Consider the following 16,695-nt stretch of genomic DNA (forward strand, 5'->3'; position numbering starts at 1 on the left):
CCCATACGAAAAACAGACTTTGACCTAAAGCGTTAACTGACAACGCTTTTTGATATCTATTGCTGCGATCGCCCTTCGTCTGGCTGATGGCATCGGATTAGTGCGTTTGCTCATCCACATTTTATCTCCTCTCTTCATCCTGTTAAGGAGTTTTACCGTGAGAAAACGCGACATGGTTAAAGTGGCGATCGCCACAACGGGGACAACGGTGGGACTCGTCGCACTCCCTACATCCGCCGAAGCAGTCACCTTTGACTTGAGCGATTTTTCCGATACCTCAAGCCTGACGTTTAATGGCAGTGCAACAGTAGTAGACAATGTTTTACAGCTAACCCCTGAACTTCAAAGCCAAAGAGGTAGTGCTTTCCTGTCCAATCCCTTTAGCATTACGGCAGATACTTCCTTCTCAACTCGCTTCGACTTCTCCATTACGGGCGAGGGAGACGATAATTTTGGCAGCGGCGATGGCTTTACCTTTATGGTTCACAACGACCCAAGGGGCAGCAACGCTTTGGGCGTAGGCGGAGGTGGGTTAGGTTATAGTGGCATCTCGCCCAGCGTGGCGGTAGAGTTTGATACTTATGTTAATTCTGCAGTGGGTGATCCAGGAAGTGTGCATGGTTCCTCATCTAACGATCATGTTGGCATAAACACCAATGGCTCGGTGAGATCTTTAAACCTGATTACCCTTCCAGAATCTTTTAATTTTGATCAGGCAGGAACATTTACAGCCAACATCAACTACAACGGACTCACTAACCTTCTTGATATCATCATTGCCAATGATGAGGCTCCTCTGCAACAGCTTAGTAGCACCATTGACCTGTTTGATCTAGTCGGTTCACAAGCCTACTTTGGCTTCAGCGCGGGAACTGGCTCAGCGACAAACACTCACAGCATTCTCAACTGGACACTAGATACCGATGTGTCACCCGTTCCGCAACCCACCGAACGCACATTTGAATTTTCAGGGACTTTTGGCGAAGATGTCTTCGACACCTTTGAAACTTTCAATGGTGACACTTTTGCTGGATCATTTTCCTTCTTCACCAATACGCCCGACTTAAATAATGCAGTTGGACGAGGCACCTACGCTTTAACGGATGTCAAACTCACCATATTTGATGATGAGAGCGGCGACGAAACAGATCTGATATTTGGCGAGACAACTGAGGCATTTATAGATTTAGACAGCTATATCCTTCGGGTACGTCCGGCAAGGGTAATTCGTCGTAGGGCTCCCAGGAGAACATCGTTTGCACTCCCACTCACAGCAAACGAAAATTCAAACTCTCAAACTTGTACAGCTGACACTGAGCCTGACTGGGCGAGTTTCGTGCTCACTTTTGATGATAATTTGGAAAACCCAGATGTGCCGCCTACCCGCCCCCCTCAAGGTAATTTAGTGCCGAGCCAGTCATTCTTCGAGTTTTTTGGAGAACTGTCTGGTCCAGACGATCTGTGCTTGATTGATCGAGTAGAAGTCGTTGAAGTGGACGTGACCGATCCAGACGCAGAGCCAGAACCCGTACCAGAGCCAGGAACCGCTTTGGGCTTAGGCGTGTTAGGTCTGGGCTGGGGTTTAAGGAAGCGGTTTGGACGCGCCAAGGGCTAATCAACAGCTATTGCCGTCGCTGCAGCTTAAGAACACCAAAATTCTTACCTCTTCCCTCTATACGAACTCTGCCTTCCGCGTTTATTCTGATAGCGATGGTACTGAGGTTCATTTAGATACTGGGAACCAGTGGGAGGAAAAATGCCTCGCAGCGGTTGGCAATGGCGATCGCACTACCTCAGCGGTCTGGCGTTTGTTGTAGTGGGAACCATTTCAATTGAGCTATCTGAAGCAGGTCATCCTGTTCGGCTAAATTTTGCTGCGCGGGCGATCGCCCAGGTAATTCCCGATACTTCAGCAAAGGCTGAGTTACCCAAAGCAAATTCATTCCCCACTCAAGAGGGGAAACCAGAATTTTGGCTTCCTTCTCTCAACGAAGAAGAGTTGGAGACGAGGGTAAATGATGCCCATCAGCCAATTGAGTTAGCCCAGGTTCCTGAGCCACCTTCCGTGGAACCGTTGCCCGAGCCTGAACCGCTTCCACTCCTGCCGCCGCCCGAAGAGTTACTGGAAACACCTCCCGCGCCTGCCCCGGACGAGCTACCGGGAGAATTGCCAGAAACAATCACGGTCAGTGCTTTTGAGGTGGTTGGTAGCACCGTTTTTGATGAAGAAACGCTAGCGGCTGCAACTGCGCCTTTCACCAATCACCCCATTTCCTTTGCCGAATTGCTTCAGGCGCGATCGGCAGTGACACAATTGTATATTGACGCGGGTTACGTCACCTCTGGGGCACTGATTCCACCTCAGACTTTGGAGGATGGAGTCGTAACCATTCAGGTGATTGAAGGCAGCCTCGAAGAGATTGTCGTAACCGGAAATCGCCGTCTTAACTCCAGCTACGTTAGAGAACGATTGGAGCTGGCGGCTGAGCCACCGCTCAACGTTCCTCGATTGCTAGAAGGACTGCAACTACTGCAACTTGACCCGCTGATTCAAAACATTTCAGCAGAGCTATCGGCGGGTTTGCGTCCGGGCACCAGTCTGCTCCAGGTGGAAGTAACAGAGGCAGACACCTTTGGGGTGCAGCTAGCGTTAGACAATGGGCGATCGCCCACCGTTGGCAGCGTTCGCCGTCGTATCCAGGTGAGTGAGGCAAATTTACTTGGCTTGGGCGATGGCTTGAGCATTGGCTACAGCAACACTGAAGGTAGCGATGGACTGGATGCCAACTACACATTGCCGCTAAATCCTCGTAACGGCACGCTCAACTTTAGCTATGGCACCACGTCGAGCGAAGTGATCGAAGATCCGTTTAACTTTCTCGATATTCAGTCAGAGTCGCGCTACTACGAAATTACCTATCGCCAACCGCTCACCCTCACACCAACTGAAGAATTTGCCCTGAGCCTGACCGCCTCTCGCCGCGAAAGTGAGAGCGAATTTTTGGAAGAACTAATCGGAGAACCACTTCCCTTTCCTTCTCTGGGGGCAGACGAGCAGGGAAGGACACGGGTTTCAGCTTTGCGATTTTCCCAGGAATGGACGCGCCAGGAGAGCCGCCAGGTGTGGGCAGCGCGATCGCAATTTAGCCTGGGACTGGATGCGCTTGACTCCACCATTAACGAAAATGCACCCGACAGCCGCTTTTTTTCCTGGCGGGGACAGGGGCAATATGTGCGGTTGCTGGCACCCGATACGCTGCTGCTGGTGCGGGCAGACATTCAGCTTGCGGATGAGGGTGTAGTGCCGCTGGAACAGTTTGGCATTGGTGGTCAGCAAACCGTGCGGGGCTATCGGCAAGATTTTCTACTCACTGACAACGGCGCGCTGTTGTCGGCGGAGGTGCGTCTGCCTATCTGGAGAGTCCGCGACATCGACGGACTGCTGCAAGTGGTGCCATTTTTCGACATCGGCACGGGTTGGAATTCGGGCAGTGAAGATCCCGATCCGAACACACTGATTGGCTTGGGTGCAGGTTTGCAGTGGCGGCAGGGCGATCGCTTTACCGCTCGGATTGATTTTGGGCTTCCGCTGGTTTCAGTTGACTCTAGGGACGTGACATGGCAGGAAAGCGGAATTTATTTTTCGATCGTTTACACGCCATTTTGAGCGGGGAAAGGGGAAAGGGCGATCGCATCCTCTCAATTGCCCCGATCGCCCGTTACTTTCTGCTGGCTATTCTGACGGCTCTTTGTGTCATTGTTCTCCCAATTGTCAAATTGCCGGGAACTGTTGCTGTTGGGCAGGATTTGCCCGGTCAGAGGCAAGGTTCTCCCACGGAGCTATTGCAGGCTGAAAGTCTGGTGCAGCAGGGGCAACGTCTATATGAAGCGGGGCAGTTGAGCGAAGCAGCGGCAGTGCTTCAGCAGGCGATCGCTGCCTACCAAACGGGAAATCCGCTGGGTCAAGCGATGGCGCTGCGAAATTTGTCGCTGGTCTATCAGCAGTTGGGAGACTGGGGAGCGGCAACGGAGGCGATCGCTTCCAGTCTCAGCTTGCTGGAGTCAAACGATGAGCCCAACTATCAGGCAGCATTGGCGCGATCGCTCGACATTCAAGGACGTTTGCAGTTGAGTCAGGGTCAGGCAGAAGCCGCCCTTGCCACCTGGGAGCAGTCAACGACAATCTATCAGGAGCTTGGGGATCAGGTTGCTGCGCTGCGGAGCCAAATCAATCAGTCCCAAGCCCTACAGTCGTTAGGATTTTATCGACGGGCGATCGCCCTACTCACGCCGCAGACGCAGACGCTGGAGGAACAGCCCGATTCCTTAACCAAAGCGGTTGGATTACGAAGCCTGGGCGATGCACTGCGAGTAGGCGGAAATTTGCCCGAATCCCGTGAGGTGTTGCAGTCCAGCCTGTCCGTTGCAGAACGATTGCAAGATTCAGAAGCGATCGCAGCGGCACAATTTAGTTTAGGTAACACTGCCCGCGCTCAGCAGGAATTAGAAGTTGCTCTGGAGTTTTATCGGCAGGCGATCGCCACTTCCCCTTCTGAACTGACTCGTACCCAGGCACAAATTAACCAGTTCAGTTTGCTCGTTGAAACCGACCAGATTCCAGCGGCACAAGCTCTGATCCCACTAATCCAATCTCAGTTAAATGAATTGCCTGCCAGCCGCGCCAAAATTTACGCTCAGGTTAACTTTGCTCAAAGTTTAAGTCGCCTGGGGCAAACGGAATCCGCACAGCCCAACACCTATCCCGCTCAACTTTTAAGTATTGCTCGCACTGAAGCCCGGAATTTAGCAGACACTAGAGCCGAATCTTTTGCCTTGGGCAGTTTGGGGGCACTGTATGAGCAGACTCAGCAGTGGACGATCGCCACCGACCTGACCGAGCAAGCATTAGGCTTGGCGCAAAATGCCTCAGCCTCAGACATTGCCTATCGCTGGCAGTGGCAGCTAGGACGAATTCTCAAAGCTCAGGCTGATACCGAAGGGACGGAAAGCCAGAAATATGCGGGGGCGATCGCCGCCTACAGCGAAGCCGTTAGCACCCTGCAAACGCTGCGAAATGACTTGGTTGCAATCAATCCAGAAGTGCAGCTTTCTTTCCAGGAGAGCATCGAACCGATTCACCGAGAACTGGTCGGCCTGCTGCTGAAACCGGGCAGCGGCGATGCCAATCCGGCAAATCTAGAGAAAGCCCGAACTGTAATCGAATCGCTGCAACTGGCAGAGCTGGACAACTTCTTGCGTGAAGCCTGCCTGGATGCCCAACCCATTCAAATCGACGAAATCGATCGCCGAGCCGCCGTAATCTACCCAATTCTGCTGGCAGATCGGCTAGAAGTTGTCATTAGCCTGCCAGGACAAACTTTACGCCACTACAGCACGCCCCTTTCCAACAGCGAAGTAGAAAGCGTCGTAGGACGGTTGCGCCAGGCGCTTGTCGTTCGCACCAGTCGCCAGTTTTTGCAGCTTTCCCAACAGGTTTACGACTGGTTGATTCGCCCCGTCGAGGCAGATCTAGCAGCTAGTGAGGTAAAAACCCTGGTGTTTGTCCCGGATGGCGTGCTGCGAAATATTCCAATGGCGGTGCTGAACGATGGTGAAAAATTTCTAATTGAGCAGTACAGCGTTGCCCTGACTCCGGGTTTGCAGTTGCTTGATCCGCGTCCAATTCAACTCCAGCAGCTCACCGTTCTCACCGCAGGGCTGTCTGAGTCACGGCAGGGATTCTCAGCATTGCCCAACGTTTTGCCGGAGCTAGAGCAGATTCAGTCGGAGGTTCCCAGCCGCATCCTGATCAATCAGGAGTTCACCAGCAGCGCATTTCAGCAGGCAATTAACTCGGCCCCAGCACCCGTGGTTCATCTGGCAACGCACGGCAAATTTAGCTCGGAGCTAACCGAAACTTTCATTCTCACCTGGGACGACCGAATTAATCTCAACCAGCTTAATAGTCTGCTGCAAGCCACTGACTTAGGCAACGCAAGACCGATTGAGCTACTCGTTCTCAGTGCTTGCCAAACGGCGGTGGGCGATCGCCAAGCCGCACTAGGACTAGCCGGAGTTGCCGTCAGAGCAGGCGCACGCAGCACCCTGGCAACCCTGTGGCAGGTTAGCGACGAAGCTACAGCCCTACTTATGAGCCGTTTTTACTCGGAACTGGCAAACAACACTGTCACCAAAGCCGAGGCTCTGCGCCGCGCCCAACTCTCCGTCCTAGAGATTGAGCGCTTCCGCCGACATCCTTTTTACTGGGCACCCTACGTGCTAGTCGGCAACTGGCTATGACGTGCCGTAACACTTCCTTACAATAGAATCAGTTACTTCACGAAAATGCTATGCACTTGACCTGGTTAGACAGCAATTCCTGGCTGATTGAGATGGGCGGAAAGCGAGTTTTGCTTGATCCCTGGCTAGTCGGACCGTTAGTGTTTGGCAATATGAATTGGCTATTTAAGGGAGAGCGGCGATCGCCCCGCCCCATTCCTGACTCCATTGACCTGATTTTGCTATCTCAGGGTTTGGAAGATCATGCTCACCCTGCTACGCTCAAGCAACTCGATCGTCAAATTCCCGTTGTGGCTTCTCCCAATGCCGCAAAGGTTGTGCAAGGTTTGGGCTATACCCAGGTAACAACCCTGGCGCACGGAGAAACCACAGCAGTCGAAAATCTGGAAATCCGCGCGACCCCCGGTTCACCCATCGGTCCTCTGCTAACTGAGAATGGCTACTTGCTGAAAGACTTAACCGCAGGCACCAAGCTTTACTACGAACCGCACGGATACCACTCCCCTTCGATCAAAGAATTTGCTCCCGTTGATGTAGTGATCACTCCCGTCGTCACTTTAGAAATACCGCTACTTGGCCCCGTTATTCAAGGCAAAAAGACTGTCTTAGAGGTTGTGCAATGGTTACAGCCCAAAGTGCTTTTACCCACAGCAGCAGGCGGAGATGTCGGATTTGAAGGCATTTTGCAGTCATTGTTACGAGCGAGTGGCAGTATTGAAGAGTTGCGATCGCTGCTAACACAGCATCAACTTTCGACTCAGGTGGTTGATTTGAAGCCAGGGGAGCGATACGAACCGTTGGCGATCGCCGCATAAAAACTAGTAGCCCCCTCCTCTCACCCATTCCAACCTATAGTTGCGTAAGCTCTAAGGGTGTGACTTTTTAACGGGCATGACTTCCAAAAGAAGAGTAGTTTTTGGCATTACCAAGGCATTGATTGCGATCTGTGTCAGCGTCTGTCTGATTGTCTTAACAGGTTGTGCAGCAGAAAATCCTGACGCAGATGGCGTAATTCACCTGACGCTTTGGCATGGGGTCAACCCACCACCAAACCGGGATGTGCTGCAAGAACTGGTAGACGAGTTTAACCAAACTCATTCAGACATTCAGGTGGAGTCGCTCTATGTTGGGCAGGGCGACCAGCAGATGCCTAAAATTTTGGCGGCTGTCGTGGGGAATGCATCGCCGGATATGCTGTGGTACGCCCCGACGATTACAGGTCAGTTAATTGAACTGGGAGCGATTCGTCCAATTGAGGAATGGTTGAAAGATTCCCCCATCAAGGAGCAGATCGATCCGGCGCTGTTTGAGTCGATGCAGCTTGAGGGACACACCTGGTCTGTGCCATTTGGGACGAATAACGTGGGAGTTTTCTACCGTCCTAGTTTGTTTGAAGCAGCAGGAATTACAGAGCTACCAACGACCTGGGAAGAATTTCGTGAAGTTGCCAAAACACTAACCCGTCAGGTAAACGGACAAACGCAGCACGGCATTTTGCTGCCTTTGGGCAAAGGCGAGTGGACAGTGTTTAACTGGCTGCCATTTATGTGGAGCGGCGGCGGTGACATTAGCGCTGACGATGCGACTGATTTAAATCTGGTGAATCCGGGGGCGATCGCCGCTCTCCAATTCTGGCGCGATCTGATCGATGACGGTTCAGCAATTCTCTCGCAGCCCGAACGCGGCTATGAGCTAGATGGCTTTTTGGCAGGACGAGTCGCCATGCAGTTGACTGGCCCGTGGACGCTGGGTCAGCTTCAAGCAACCGGAGTCGATTTTGCGGTGATGCCAATCCCAGTGCAGGAAAAGGCGGCAACCAGCGTCGGCGGAGAAAACCTGTTTACCTTTAACACCACGCCTGCCCACGAACGAGCCGCTTTTACCTTTGCTGAATTTGTTGCCAGTGAGCGATTCCAAACTCAGTGGGCAATTGGCACGGGCTACTTGCCCGTAAATTTGCGATCGCGCCAAAGTCAGCCCTACCAGGAGTTCATTGCTGAGCAACCTGCCGTTGACGTGTTTCTTAAGCAGGCTGAGAATGGGCGATCGCGCCCCATCTTTGCAGGCTACAGTCGGGTTTCCGAAAACTTAGGACGGGCGATCGAGGCAACGTTACTAGGACAAAGCACTCCCGAAGCTGCGTTAGAAACGGCACAGCGGCGACTAAATCTGCTTTACAGCAATTCTAGGTAGCATTGTGCAACTAATCTGACCAGGAGCGATCGCCTTTATTTCCCAAATTAGCGCTGGCATCATTACCCAAACAGCAGCCAAACCCCGCCCAAAGTGATCAAAACGCCCAAGATTGCTCGTGGACTGACGCGATCGCCCATCCACATCGCCACGGGGATCACAAACAGCGGACTAGTAGCACTGAGCGCTTGAGCGATCCCAGCGGCAGTAAATTTGAAAGCGGTTTGCTGAAGCCAAATTGCTAGATAGGTACTGAAGAATGCAGCAAGGGTCAGAATTGCTAGCAAACGGGGCGATCGCAGCGGTCGAAAACCCTGCTTGCCACGCTGCTGAATCACTGCCCAGACCAACAGCACCGCCACCCCCGCCACCAGCCGAATCAACGAACTCCAAAGCGGACTAATTTCCGTTCCTGCCAGAGCAGCTCTAGACATCACAGAACCGCCTGCCTGCCCCAAAGCTGCAATCATGCCAAACCCTACGCCTCGCAGCGGACGAAAGTTACCTTGCCCTCTGTCGGATGAACGTTCCACTCTATCGGGTACCCGTTCCACAATCACCCAGGAAACGCCTGCAACCGTCAGTCCGATCCCCAGATAAGACAAAGCGGTTAATTGTTCGCCTAAAAAGATCAGTGCCAGTAAAGCTGTGAGCGGGGGTGCCAGTGCCTCCATCAGTAAACAGCGTCTAGCTCCCAGGCAATTCAGCGCTTCAAAAAACGCTGTATCGCCAAACCCAATCCCGATCACCCCACTCAAAATCAACAATCCCACAGCCGCAAGAGTTGTATCGGGCAAAAAATCACCGCGCAGTCCTAGCGTCAGCAAAATCAGTACAACGGCGATCGCACTTTTGCTCAGATTCAGCACCAGCGGCGACAGTTGCTTGCCCAAGCTGATGTAAACGACGGAGGCGAGCGCCCAAATCAAGGCTGCACTGAGAGCAGCCAGTTCACCCCGAAAATCAACAATAAGCGAATTTAACACTGCAACCCTGACTGAATTAGTGAAGCAACTGTGCGGTTTGCTGCGGCTTGACCAGCGTGTTAGCGCAGAGAATCCCAGAAGCGGCTACCGCTGGAACGCCGATTCCAGGCATGGTGCTGTCACCGACACGATAAAGTCCAGGAATTGGGGTCTGATTGCTGGGAAACATCCCCTGTCCCGCAGCGATCGCCGGACCGTATGTCCCCTGATGCCGACGCAAAAACCGAGCATGGGTCAGCGGCGTACCGATTAGCTCTAGAGTAATTCGCGATCGCACATCGGGAATCACTCGCTCAATCGCCTGAAAGAGAGATTGCGATCGCGCCTGCTTTTGCGCCTCATAGCCTTCGCCCCGTTGCCAGTTCGCGTAAGGCTCCAAGGTGTAGGCATGAATTACATGATGTCCTGTTGGCGCAAGGCTAGCATCCCACACCGAGGGAATCGAAATCATACAGGTGTTTCCGGGGACGGTGATGTCCTGCTCAGCACTGTGGACAACCACATGGTGTCCCGTCAAGTCTTCCAATCCGTCTGCCCGAATTCCCAGGTGCAGGTGCATAAAGCTATCCACTGTTGGCGTCGCGAGTGCGGCACGACGGTAATCGGCGGGTAAGTGTTCGGGCTTCAATAGCCTGGTATAGGTGTCCCATAGAGTCGCGTTGGAGATCACGACGGGCGCTTTGAGCGTTTCCCCTTGCTTGAGCCGAATTCCGGCTGCCTTGCCCTGTTCAACTAAAATTTCTTCAACGTGAGCATTCAGGCGCAGTTTGCCGCCCCAGCGCTCTAGCCCGCGCACGAGTGCCTGCACGATCGCCCCACTGCCGCCCACTGGATAATCAATTACAGAGTGCGATCGCTCCCCAAACATAAAAGCAACTTCAGGTGCGATCGTGCCGTGCGCCTTTAGCCCCGACAGCAAAAAACATTCCAGGTCTATCAGTCGCCGCACCCAGGGATCGCGCACCGATTGATCCATCGGATCCCCAACCGATCCTTGAATTACGCCAAGCTGGGGCAATAGCTTCAGCAATGCCAACGGATAACGACTCAACAGCACCGGAATCAGGTTCAGATCTGCCCGTAGTGCCAAAGTAGGAATTTCGCGCAGCGCTTCATAGAGCGAAAGCAGCCGCTGTTCTAATTTGGCAAACTGCTGCGCCCCGGAAGGTGTGACCTGGGCGATCGCTGCTCGATAGCGCTCTGCATTGCCATACACCGGAAAGGTGCCATCAGGAAAATGGTAGTGACCGAGCGGGTCATAGGGAACAGCAGCAATCGATTCATCCAAGGCATCGAGTACCTGACGCAGAGGATTAAGAGAGTGGCGATCGCTCAGTCCACAGTAAAACGACGGCCCAGAATCAAACTGAAACCCCTGCCGCGAGAAACTGTGAGCCGCACCACCCGGAATTGAATGGCTCTCACACACCAAAACTTTTCGCCCATAGCGCGACAGCAACGCCCCAGCGACCAGTCCACCCACACCGCTGCCAATTACAATTACGTCCGCGTCCTGCATACTCCTCGGTGGTTTGTTTTCCTTTGGGATTGTAACGACATCGGCACACTGCCCGCACACAGGAATTTGTCAGTAACTTATCGGCAAAACCGGCTTGTAGTTCCTGGACAAGTCAAGGTTCGTGTAATTACCGCTAACTCTTTTCCTAGTTAACTCAACCTAAATCGAAGCCAGCTCAACAAATGGCAAAGCCAGCCTAGCTAGCGACGAAGCCAGCCCAATGAATCCTGAGGCTAGCTCAGTCAAAAGTGAAGCTAGCCTAGTCAGAAGTGAAGCCAGCTTAGTCAGAAGTGAAGTTAGCCTATCCAACGACGAAGCTAGCCTATCCAGAAGTGAGCTTAGCCTAATCAGAAGTGAAGCCAGCTCAATCAGAAGTGAAGCCAGCTCAGTCAGAAGTGAAGTTAGCCTGACCACAGATAAAGCTGGTTGACTGACAAATCTTCTGATGTAGGTTGAGTGAAACAACGTGAAACCCGACACCCAACTGGATTCTGTTGGGTTACGCATTCGCTTCACCCAACCTACGATATACCCGTAGTTTCGGGAGTTTTGTCAGTCAACCAGAATAAATCAGGCTCAGGGGTGGTCGATTTGGCAATGAGGCGACTCAACTCCCTTTGTTTCAAGCAAAGATGAGCAGTACCTCAAGAGATATCAGCGATCTTTTAAGACACTGTTAGCTACCCTTAACTCAAGCAGCATAAGCATTTCCAATTCTGCAGAAGCTCAGCCTTAGGATAGACTGATATGTCCGCCAAGTGAGAATAAGCACATCTAGCGACATTCAGACTACGCAACTCTTTAAATTGACATTAACGCAACTGGGAATTATTCACTTCCTTCGTTAAGGTGGTTGGAATGTTTCGACGTTCAAAAACTCCAGGACAAGGAGAAGAGTCCATGACACACGCAAAGCAAGGTGACACTGTAAAGGTTCACTACACAGGCAAGCTAGAGGACGGCACAGTTTTTGATTCTTCGGTCAATCGTGAGCCACTAGAGTTTTCCATCGGCACAGGTAGCCTCATTCCTGGATTTGAGCAGGCTGTCATTGGGATGACCCCTGGCGAATCCAAAACTGAGCACATTGCGGCGGAGCAAGCCTACGGAGAGCATCGCGAAGATATGGTCTTGGTTGTCGATCGGCAGCAGATGCCCGAAGATATGCAGGTTGGGGTCGGGCAACAGTTGCAAATCCGCCAGCAAACCGGACAAACCATTCCCGTTGTGGTAACTGACGTTTCTGATTCACAAATTACGCTGGACGCAAACCACCCGCTCGCTGGGGAAGATTTAACCTTTGACATCCAGTTGCTTGAGATCGCTTAAGAAACCAAGATTAAATAACTTGCGTAGGTTGAGTTGAAGAATGAAATTCAATGTCCTGAGGATGTTGGGTTCCACTTTGCTTCACCCAACCTACCAATTTTGTACGGTGGGGGCGAACGGCAGTTTGCCCTTACGTTTTTTAACGTTGACCGTTCGCCCCTAATTTTTTAGGCCGACCAAGGGGTACGGAAATCGGCGTAGAGAGTCAGCCCACCGTCTACAAACAGCGTTTGCCCAGTCACGTAGGCTGCTTCATCGGACGCTAAGAATGCCGTGATTGCTGCCATTTCTTCAGCGGTGCCTGCCCGTCCCATTGGGATGTGACTCTCTACGATCGCCCTTTCTTCAGAATCGTTAACCCAGGACTCGTTAATCGGAGTAATCGTTGCACCAGGAGCGATCGCATTCACCCGAATTCCGCGATCGGCGTATTCCAGCGCTAACGAACGGGTCATATTCTCCATGCCGCCTTTGCTGATCGAGTAGCTCAGATAGAGGGGACGAGGAATAATTTCGTGGACGCTGGAGACATTGATGATCACCCCAGGTCGTTCGTTTGCCAGAAAATGTTTCAAGGCTTGTCTGGCACAAAGATAAGCCCCACGCAGGTTCACATTTAGCACCCGATCAAAGTCAGCCGCTTCGATTTCATGGGAAGGTGACTCGGTTTGAATACCGGCATTATTGACGAGAATGTCGAGGCTGCCCAACTGCCCAACCACTTCGTCTACCATTTCGATGATGTCTTCCTCTTTGGAGACATCTCCCTGCACCGGAAAATCCTTGACTCCGCAGCCTTTGACCTGACTGCACACGTCGTCAATCATGGCTTGCGTTTGTTCTGTATCTTCTGGGCTTTTGCGGTAGTTGAGCGCGACGTTTGCCCCTTCCTGAGCAAACCGAACGGCGATCGCCTGCCCAATTCCAGACGTTGCCCCCGTTACCAAAACATTCTTGCCCTTCAATCCCTTCATAAAACGGCTCCTCAAATGGTTGGCCACAAGGTACTTTGACGTACCTCGGCAGAGTAGCCTTTTTGTATAGGGCTGCCATCTTTCGCAGGGGCAAGTTAGATAGGGCAAGTTAGAAACCCTCTTTAGAGATCCACCATTGCCATCAGCGTCACCTCCCAAACCAGACGCGGCTGGACGCTGTTTAAGAGGTGACGACGGGCTGTTTCTAGCTGCTGCAACAAACCTGGCTTGGCTTGAGCCTGCCAGTAGCGATGCTGAAGATAGGTAATCAGCCAAAGCTGGGTTTCAGTATCTAACGTTTTGTCAATTTGCCGCGCCAGTTCTAAAGCTGCCCGCACCGAACGAGGAATCTGGGTGGCTGCGTCGAGCAATTCTGAGGGAATAGCTTGGAGCTGCTGCCAACTGGCGATCGCCTCTCCGGGGCTGCCTTGGGCGATCGCCAACACCTGTGGCTGCTGCAAAATTTCTGCTTGTCCCGCTTGAGTCAACACCTGAGCCAGATTTTCCTCGCTCAGGCGGTAAAACGGAATCCTCTGACAGCGAGACACCAGCGTCGGTAACAAAGCATCAATGCTGGGCGCAAGCAAAATCAGCGTTGCTTGTCCTGGCTCCTCCAGCGTTTTCAGCAACCCGTTTGCCGCAGCTTCTGCCATCGTTTCTGCCTGATTTAGCACCACCACTGAGCGAGGCGCTTCTAAAGGCGGACGACCCAGAAATTGGGCAATTTGCCGCACCTGCTCCAGCCGAATCACCGGAGGGCTCTTGCGCTTGAGTCCCGCTTCGGCTGCCTCTGCCGGACTCAGCAGCTTACCCTGATGCAGATAGGTCGGCTCGACCCAGAGCAAATCTGGGTGGTTGCCCTGCTGAATGCGATGGCGCAGGGAAGCAGTAGACTTCTGCGGATGAAACAATAGCAATTCAGCAAAGCATCGTGCCGCCAAACTGCGCCCGACCCCCTGTGAGCCAGCAAATAAGTATGCGGGAGCAATGCGGTTCTGCACCACCGCACGGGTCAGTAGCTCAACTGCTGGAACCTGACCTATGAGTGGAGCAAAAGCGCTGGATACCACTGCATTAACCATCTCTGTAACACTGCCTGAACTTGTTCACTGACTTCCGCTTCGCTGCGACTCGCATCAATCCGCACAATTCGGTTGGGGTTGGCACGAGCTAGTTCGGTGAAGCCCTGCTGCACCCGTTGATGAAATGCCAGACTGTCTTGCTCGATCCGGTCGGCAGTACCCCGCAGTTTAGTACGCGCTAACCCTTGCTCTACATCCAGATCAAACCACAGGGTTAGATTGCTCTCTAAGCCCCCTGTGGCAACTTGATTAAGCTGCTGAATCAGGTTTAAGTCCAATCCCCGCCCATAGCCCTGGTAAGCCACTGTGGAATCAGTGTAGCGATCGCATAGAATCAGCGCTCCCTGCTGAAGCTGAGGTCTCAGTGACTCTTCTACGTGCTGAGCACGATCGGCTGCATAGAGCAATAGCTCAGCCCGATCTTGAATCGGGGATTGGGCTGAATGCAACAAAAGTTGGCGAATTGCCTGCCCCAAATCAGTACCGCCCGGTTGCCGAGTGACAACCAGGTGAGAAATATAACCCTGAGTTTGTAGCCGGTTGAACCAAGGGCTATCCAGCAACCAGGACTGCGATCGCTGCAGTTGCGTTGTTTTTCCACTCCCTTCCACTCCCTCAAACACGATTAGTTTGCCTTGCATTTGATCATCAGCACTTGTTTAAATTCATCAGCCCTCAGTCCACTAGCTTCAGCAACTAGACAGAAGCGTAGTTAAACAATTTTCGCTAAGGTCATACAGAAGTAGTAGCTTAACCGATCGAAAGAACCTAAATTCTTTAGAAACTTGCTGCTAATTAAATTAATTAGTAGCCTGAAGAGCAAGCCTGATGAATGTAAGTTTCTTATAGCCCTTGAATTGTCTCTAGAGCAGCCAGACAATTTGCAAGGCGAATCTCCCCCAAAAGGGGGATGTCCAGTAGAGTTTGTTCGCCTGTTTTCCACATCCCTATTCATAAGGATCAGGGGCTAGTATGCTATAAGTGGCTTCAAGCCATTCAGCAAATATCGGGGAAAACCTGATTTTGCTTTTGTTATGTCTGACTCTTGACTATAATCTTGAATTCAGGCTCGTATGAGTTGTTTACGTTGTCGCACGCCCGGGGTTTCCTATGGCTCGCTACACAAGTCTATTTACAATCGAAGTTCCCTTTGAGCACCTTCGGCAGTTGCTGACCGACATCCTAACCTCGTGTAACTTGGATGTGATCTATGACACAGGAGACTATCTGATGGCACGTGAAGTGCCGGGTGGTGTTTCCTTTGCCAAATTAGTGACGGTAGAAGTGCTGATCGACAGATTTCCGACCACTGAGGAAGAGGTGCGGATGAGTTTTGTGGTCAAAAACGAGGAATTGCCTTTACAGACAAACAATCACTGTCGGCAGATGTTTGACCTGGTCAACCAGGCGATCGCCAATAACGGAAAGTGGCACTTAGTTGAAAGTGCCGCAAGCTAAATGCATCAATTAAAGTGCATTAATCTAAGTCAAAAAACAGGCAAGCTTTAATACCGCTGTTAAACATTGCCTCAAGTTGTTCTAAAAACAAGCATAAAAATAGTTCAGGCATTAATGCCTGAACTCGCTTAGTTTTAATTTTTAATCCTTAGTCCTCGGGATCTCCAACCATGCCCGGGCTGATCAAAGTAATGTCATACTCATCGGGCGGCACCGTAGAAATTGCGTCTCGCTTAAGCAAGTAATAGATGGCATGAACATTTGGACCAAACACGATCTTATCTTCGTCTGTTAAATCATGCGCCTGTAGCTTTCGACCATTGATCAGTAAGCCATTAGCGCTTGGCTTGCCCTTAAGATTGCCATCCACAATTCGGTAATAGTAGCTACCATCTTCATTGGGAAGCTGCACAAGCGTGGCATGACGACGAGAGACAAACTGAGAAACCAATCGAATATCGCACTTGGGATCTCGACCAATCGAGTAGACGGGGCTGTCTAGAGTAAACTCCCGGCGACCCTTGTCGTCTTCAATAATCAGTAAATGGTTTTGGTGCGGTTCTGAAGCCATTGAAAAATCGGTAGTGCGACTAAATATATTTCAGGAACACAGAATTTGCCAAGTAGGTAGACCTGTAATAAACGGCTGAACCGAAAAGTAAAGAACTTTTATCCTGACTTATCGATTACTTGTAACTACCAGCCCAGTTTAAACGGTCAAACCCCTTTCAAGCCAATGTTTAGGCTAAGTAGTGTAAACAAGCAATGAAATTCCCCTTAATTTGACCCAAGGGTGAATGCAAAGTAGAACTACTTCAGGGAAGGTGAATGGTCGAAAATTGTTGAAATTAGAC

The 16,695-nt window shown here is 51.6% G+C and carries 14 protein-coding genes; 8 read left to right on the forward strand and 6 right to left on the reverse strand.

Going from position 1 to position 16,695, the window contains the following annotated elements; translation table 11 throughout:
• Window positions 1–49: 49 nt before the first annotated feature.
• The 6 genes from H6G00_RS22760 to H6G00_RS22785 all read left to right on the forward strand — a co-directional run bounded on the left by H6G00_RS22760 (window position 50) and on the right by H6G00_RS22785 (window position 8,493).
• On the forward strand, window positions 50–1,615 hold the full coding sequence (locus H6G00_RS22760; RefSeq protein ID WP_190798509.1) for an L-type lectin-domain containing protein: 1,566 nt from the start codon (window positions 50–52) through the stop codon (window positions 1,613–1,615).
• Window positions 1,596–1,817, forward strand: a complete 222-nt coding sequence (locus H6G00_RS22765; RefSeq protein WP_190798510.1) for a hypothetical protein — start codon at window positions 1,596–1,598, stop codon at window positions 1,815–1,817. Before H6G00_RS22760 ends, H6G00_RS22765 begins: the two co-directional genes overlap by 20 nt.
• Window positions 1,757–3,667, forward strand: a complete 1,911-nt coding sequence (locus tag H6G00_RS22770) for a ShlB/FhaC/HecB family hemolysin secretion/activation protein (protein ID WP_190798511.1) — start codon at window positions 1,757–1,759, stop codon at window positions 3,665–3,667. Before H6G00_RS22765 ends, H6G00_RS22770 begins: the two co-directional genes overlap by 61 nt.
• Window positions 3,619–6,300 (forward strand): CHAT domain-containing protein, encoded by a 2,682-nt coding sequence (locus tag H6G00_RS22775; protein ID WP_190798512.1) that lies wholly within the window; start codon window positions 3,619–3,621, stop codon window positions 6,298–6,300. Before H6G00_RS22770 ends, H6G00_RS22775 begins: the two co-directional genes overlap by 49 nt.
• Before the next feature lie 50 nt (window positions 6,301–6,350).
• The gene (locus H6G00_RS22780) at window positions 6,351–7,115 is read left to right on the forward strand and encodes an MBL fold metallo-hydrolase (protein ID WP_190798513.1); all 765 of its coding nucleotides are present in this window, start codon (window positions 6,351–6,353) and stop codon (window positions 7,113–7,115) included.
• Between the two features lie 76 nt (window positions 7,116–7,191).
• Entirely contained in the window at window positions 7,192–8,493 is a 1,302-nt protein-coding gene (locus H6G00_RS22785; RefSeq protein ID WP_190798514.1) for an ABC transporter substrate-binding protein, read from the forward strand.
• Window positions 8,494–8,555: 62 nt separating this feature from the next.
• On the opposite strand, the gene H6G00_RS22790 is transcribed toward H6G00_RS22785, so the two are convergent.
• Window positions 8,556–9,479 carry an EamA family transporter gene (locus tag H6G00_RS22790; protein ID WP_190798515.1) on the reverse strand — a complete coding sequence of 308 codons (924 nt, stop codon included), beginning with the start codon at window positions 9,477–9,479 and terminating at the stop codon, window positions 8,556–8,558.
• A 16-nt stretch (window positions 9,480–9,495) separates the two neighbouring features.
• The gene (locus H6G00_RS22795) at window positions 9,496–10,998 is read right to left on the reverse strand and encodes an NAD(P)/FAD-dependent oxidoreductase (RefSeq protein ID WP_190798516.1); all 1,503 of its coding nucleotides are present in this window, start codon (window positions 10,996–10,998) and stop codon (window positions 9,496–9,498) included.
• Window positions 10,999–11,898: 900 nt separating this feature from the next.
• Here H6G00_RS22795 and H6G00_RS22800 point away from each other — a divergent pair.
• Window positions 11,899–12,327: a peptidylprolyl isomerase gene (locus tag H6G00_RS22800; RefSeq protein ID WP_190646285.1), complete on the forward strand. Its 429-nt coding sequence runs from the start codon at window positions 11,899–11,901 to the stop codon at window positions 12,325–12,327.
• Window positions 12,328–12,494: 167 nt separating this feature from the next.
• Here the strand turns inward: H6G00_RS22800 and H6G00_RS22805 are convergent, their stop codons facing one another.
• From H6G00_RS22805 to tmk, 3 genes are all read right to left on the reverse strand, one after another.
• Window positions 12,495–13,301: a glucose 1-dehydrogenase gene (locus H6G00_RS22805; RefSeq protein WP_190798517.1), complete on the reverse strand. Its 807-nt coding sequence runs from the start codon at window positions 13,299–13,301 to the stop codon at window positions 12,495–12,497.
• 122 nt (window positions 13,302–13,423) lie between these two features.
• Window positions 13,424–14,383 carry a DNA polymerase III subunit delta' gene (holB, locus tag H6G00_RS22810; RefSeq protein WP_190798518.1) on the reverse strand — a complete coding sequence of 320 codons (960 nt, stop codon included), beginning with the start codon at window positions 14,381–14,383 and terminating at the stop codon, window positions 13,424–13,426.
• Window positions 14,341–15,024: a dTMP kinase gene (gene tmk / locus H6G00_RS22815; protein ID WP_190798519.1), complete on the reverse strand. Its 684-nt coding sequence runs from the start codon at window positions 15,022–15,024 to the stop codon at window positions 14,341–14,343. Before tmk ends, holB begins: the two co-directional genes overlap by 43 nt.
• Before the next feature lie 469 nt (window positions 15,025–15,493).
• Here tmk and H6G00_RS22820 point away from each other — a divergent pair, with 469 nt between their 5' ends.
• On the forward strand, window positions 15,494–15,841 hold the full coding sequence (locus tag H6G00_RS22820; protein ID WP_190646281.1) for a hypothetical protein: 348 nt from the start codon (window positions 15,494–15,496) through the stop codon (window positions 15,839–15,841).
• A gap of 148 nt (window positions 15,842–15,989) precedes the next feature.
• On the opposite strand, the gene H6G00_RS22825 is transcribed toward H6G00_RS22820, so the two are convergent.
• The gene (locus H6G00_RS22825; protein ID WP_190646280.1) at window positions 15,990–16,412 is read right to left on the reverse strand and encodes an FHA domain-containing protein; all 423 of its coding nucleotides are present in this window, start codon (window positions 16,410–16,412) and stop codon (window positions 15,990–15,992) included.
• Window positions 16,413–16,695: the final 283 nt, after the last annotated feature.

The organism is Leptolyngbya sp. FACHB-541 (assembly GCF_014695875.1).
GTDB lineage: Bacteria > Cyanobacteriota > Cyanobacteriia > Elainellales > Elainellaceae > JAAUTN01.

Coding starts and splice junctions, on each gene's coding strand:
- H6G00_RS22770 (WP_190798511.1), top strand. CDS start 1,757: ATGCCTCGCAGCGGTTGGCAATGGCGATCGCACTACCTCAGCGGTCTG.
- H6G00_RS22775 (WP_190798512.1), top strand. CDS start 3,619: ATGGCAGGAAAGCGGAATTTATTTTTCGATCGTTTACACGCCATTTTG.
- H6G00_RS22780 (WP_190798513.1), top strand. CDS start 6,351: ATGCACTTGACCTGGTTAGACAGCAATTCCTGGCTGATTGAGATGGGC.
- H6G00_RS22785 (WP_190798514.1), top strand. CDS start 7,192: ATGACTTCCAAAAGAAGAGTAGTTTTTGGCATTACCAAGGCATTGATT.
- H6G00_RS22795 (WP_190798516.1), bottom strand. CDS start 10,998: ATGCAGGACGCGGACGTAATTGTAATTGGCAGCGGTGTGGGTGGACTG.
- H6G00_RS22800 (WP_190646285.1), top strand. CDS start 11,899: ATGACACACGCAAAGCAAGGTGACACTGTAAAGGTTCACTACACAGGC.
- H6G00_RS22805 (WP_190798517.1), bottom strand. CDS start 13,301: ATGAAGGGATTGAAGGGCAAGAATGTTTTGGTAACGGGGGCAACGTCT.
- holB (WP_190798518.1), bottom strand. CDS start 14,383: ATGGTTAATGCAGTGGTATCCAGCGCTTTTGCTCCACTCATAGGTCAG.
- tmk (WP_190798519.1), bottom strand. CDS start 15,024: ATGCAAGGCAAACTAATCGTGTTTGAGGGAGTGGAAGGGAGTGGAAAA.
- H6G00_RS22820 (WP_190646281.1), top strand. CDS start 15,494: ATGGCTCGCTACACAAGTCTATTTACAATCGAAGTTCCCTTTGAGCAC.
- H6G00_RS22825 (WP_190646280.1), bottom strand. CDS start 16,412: ATGGCTTCAGAACCGCACCAAAACCATTTACTGATTATTGAAGACGAC.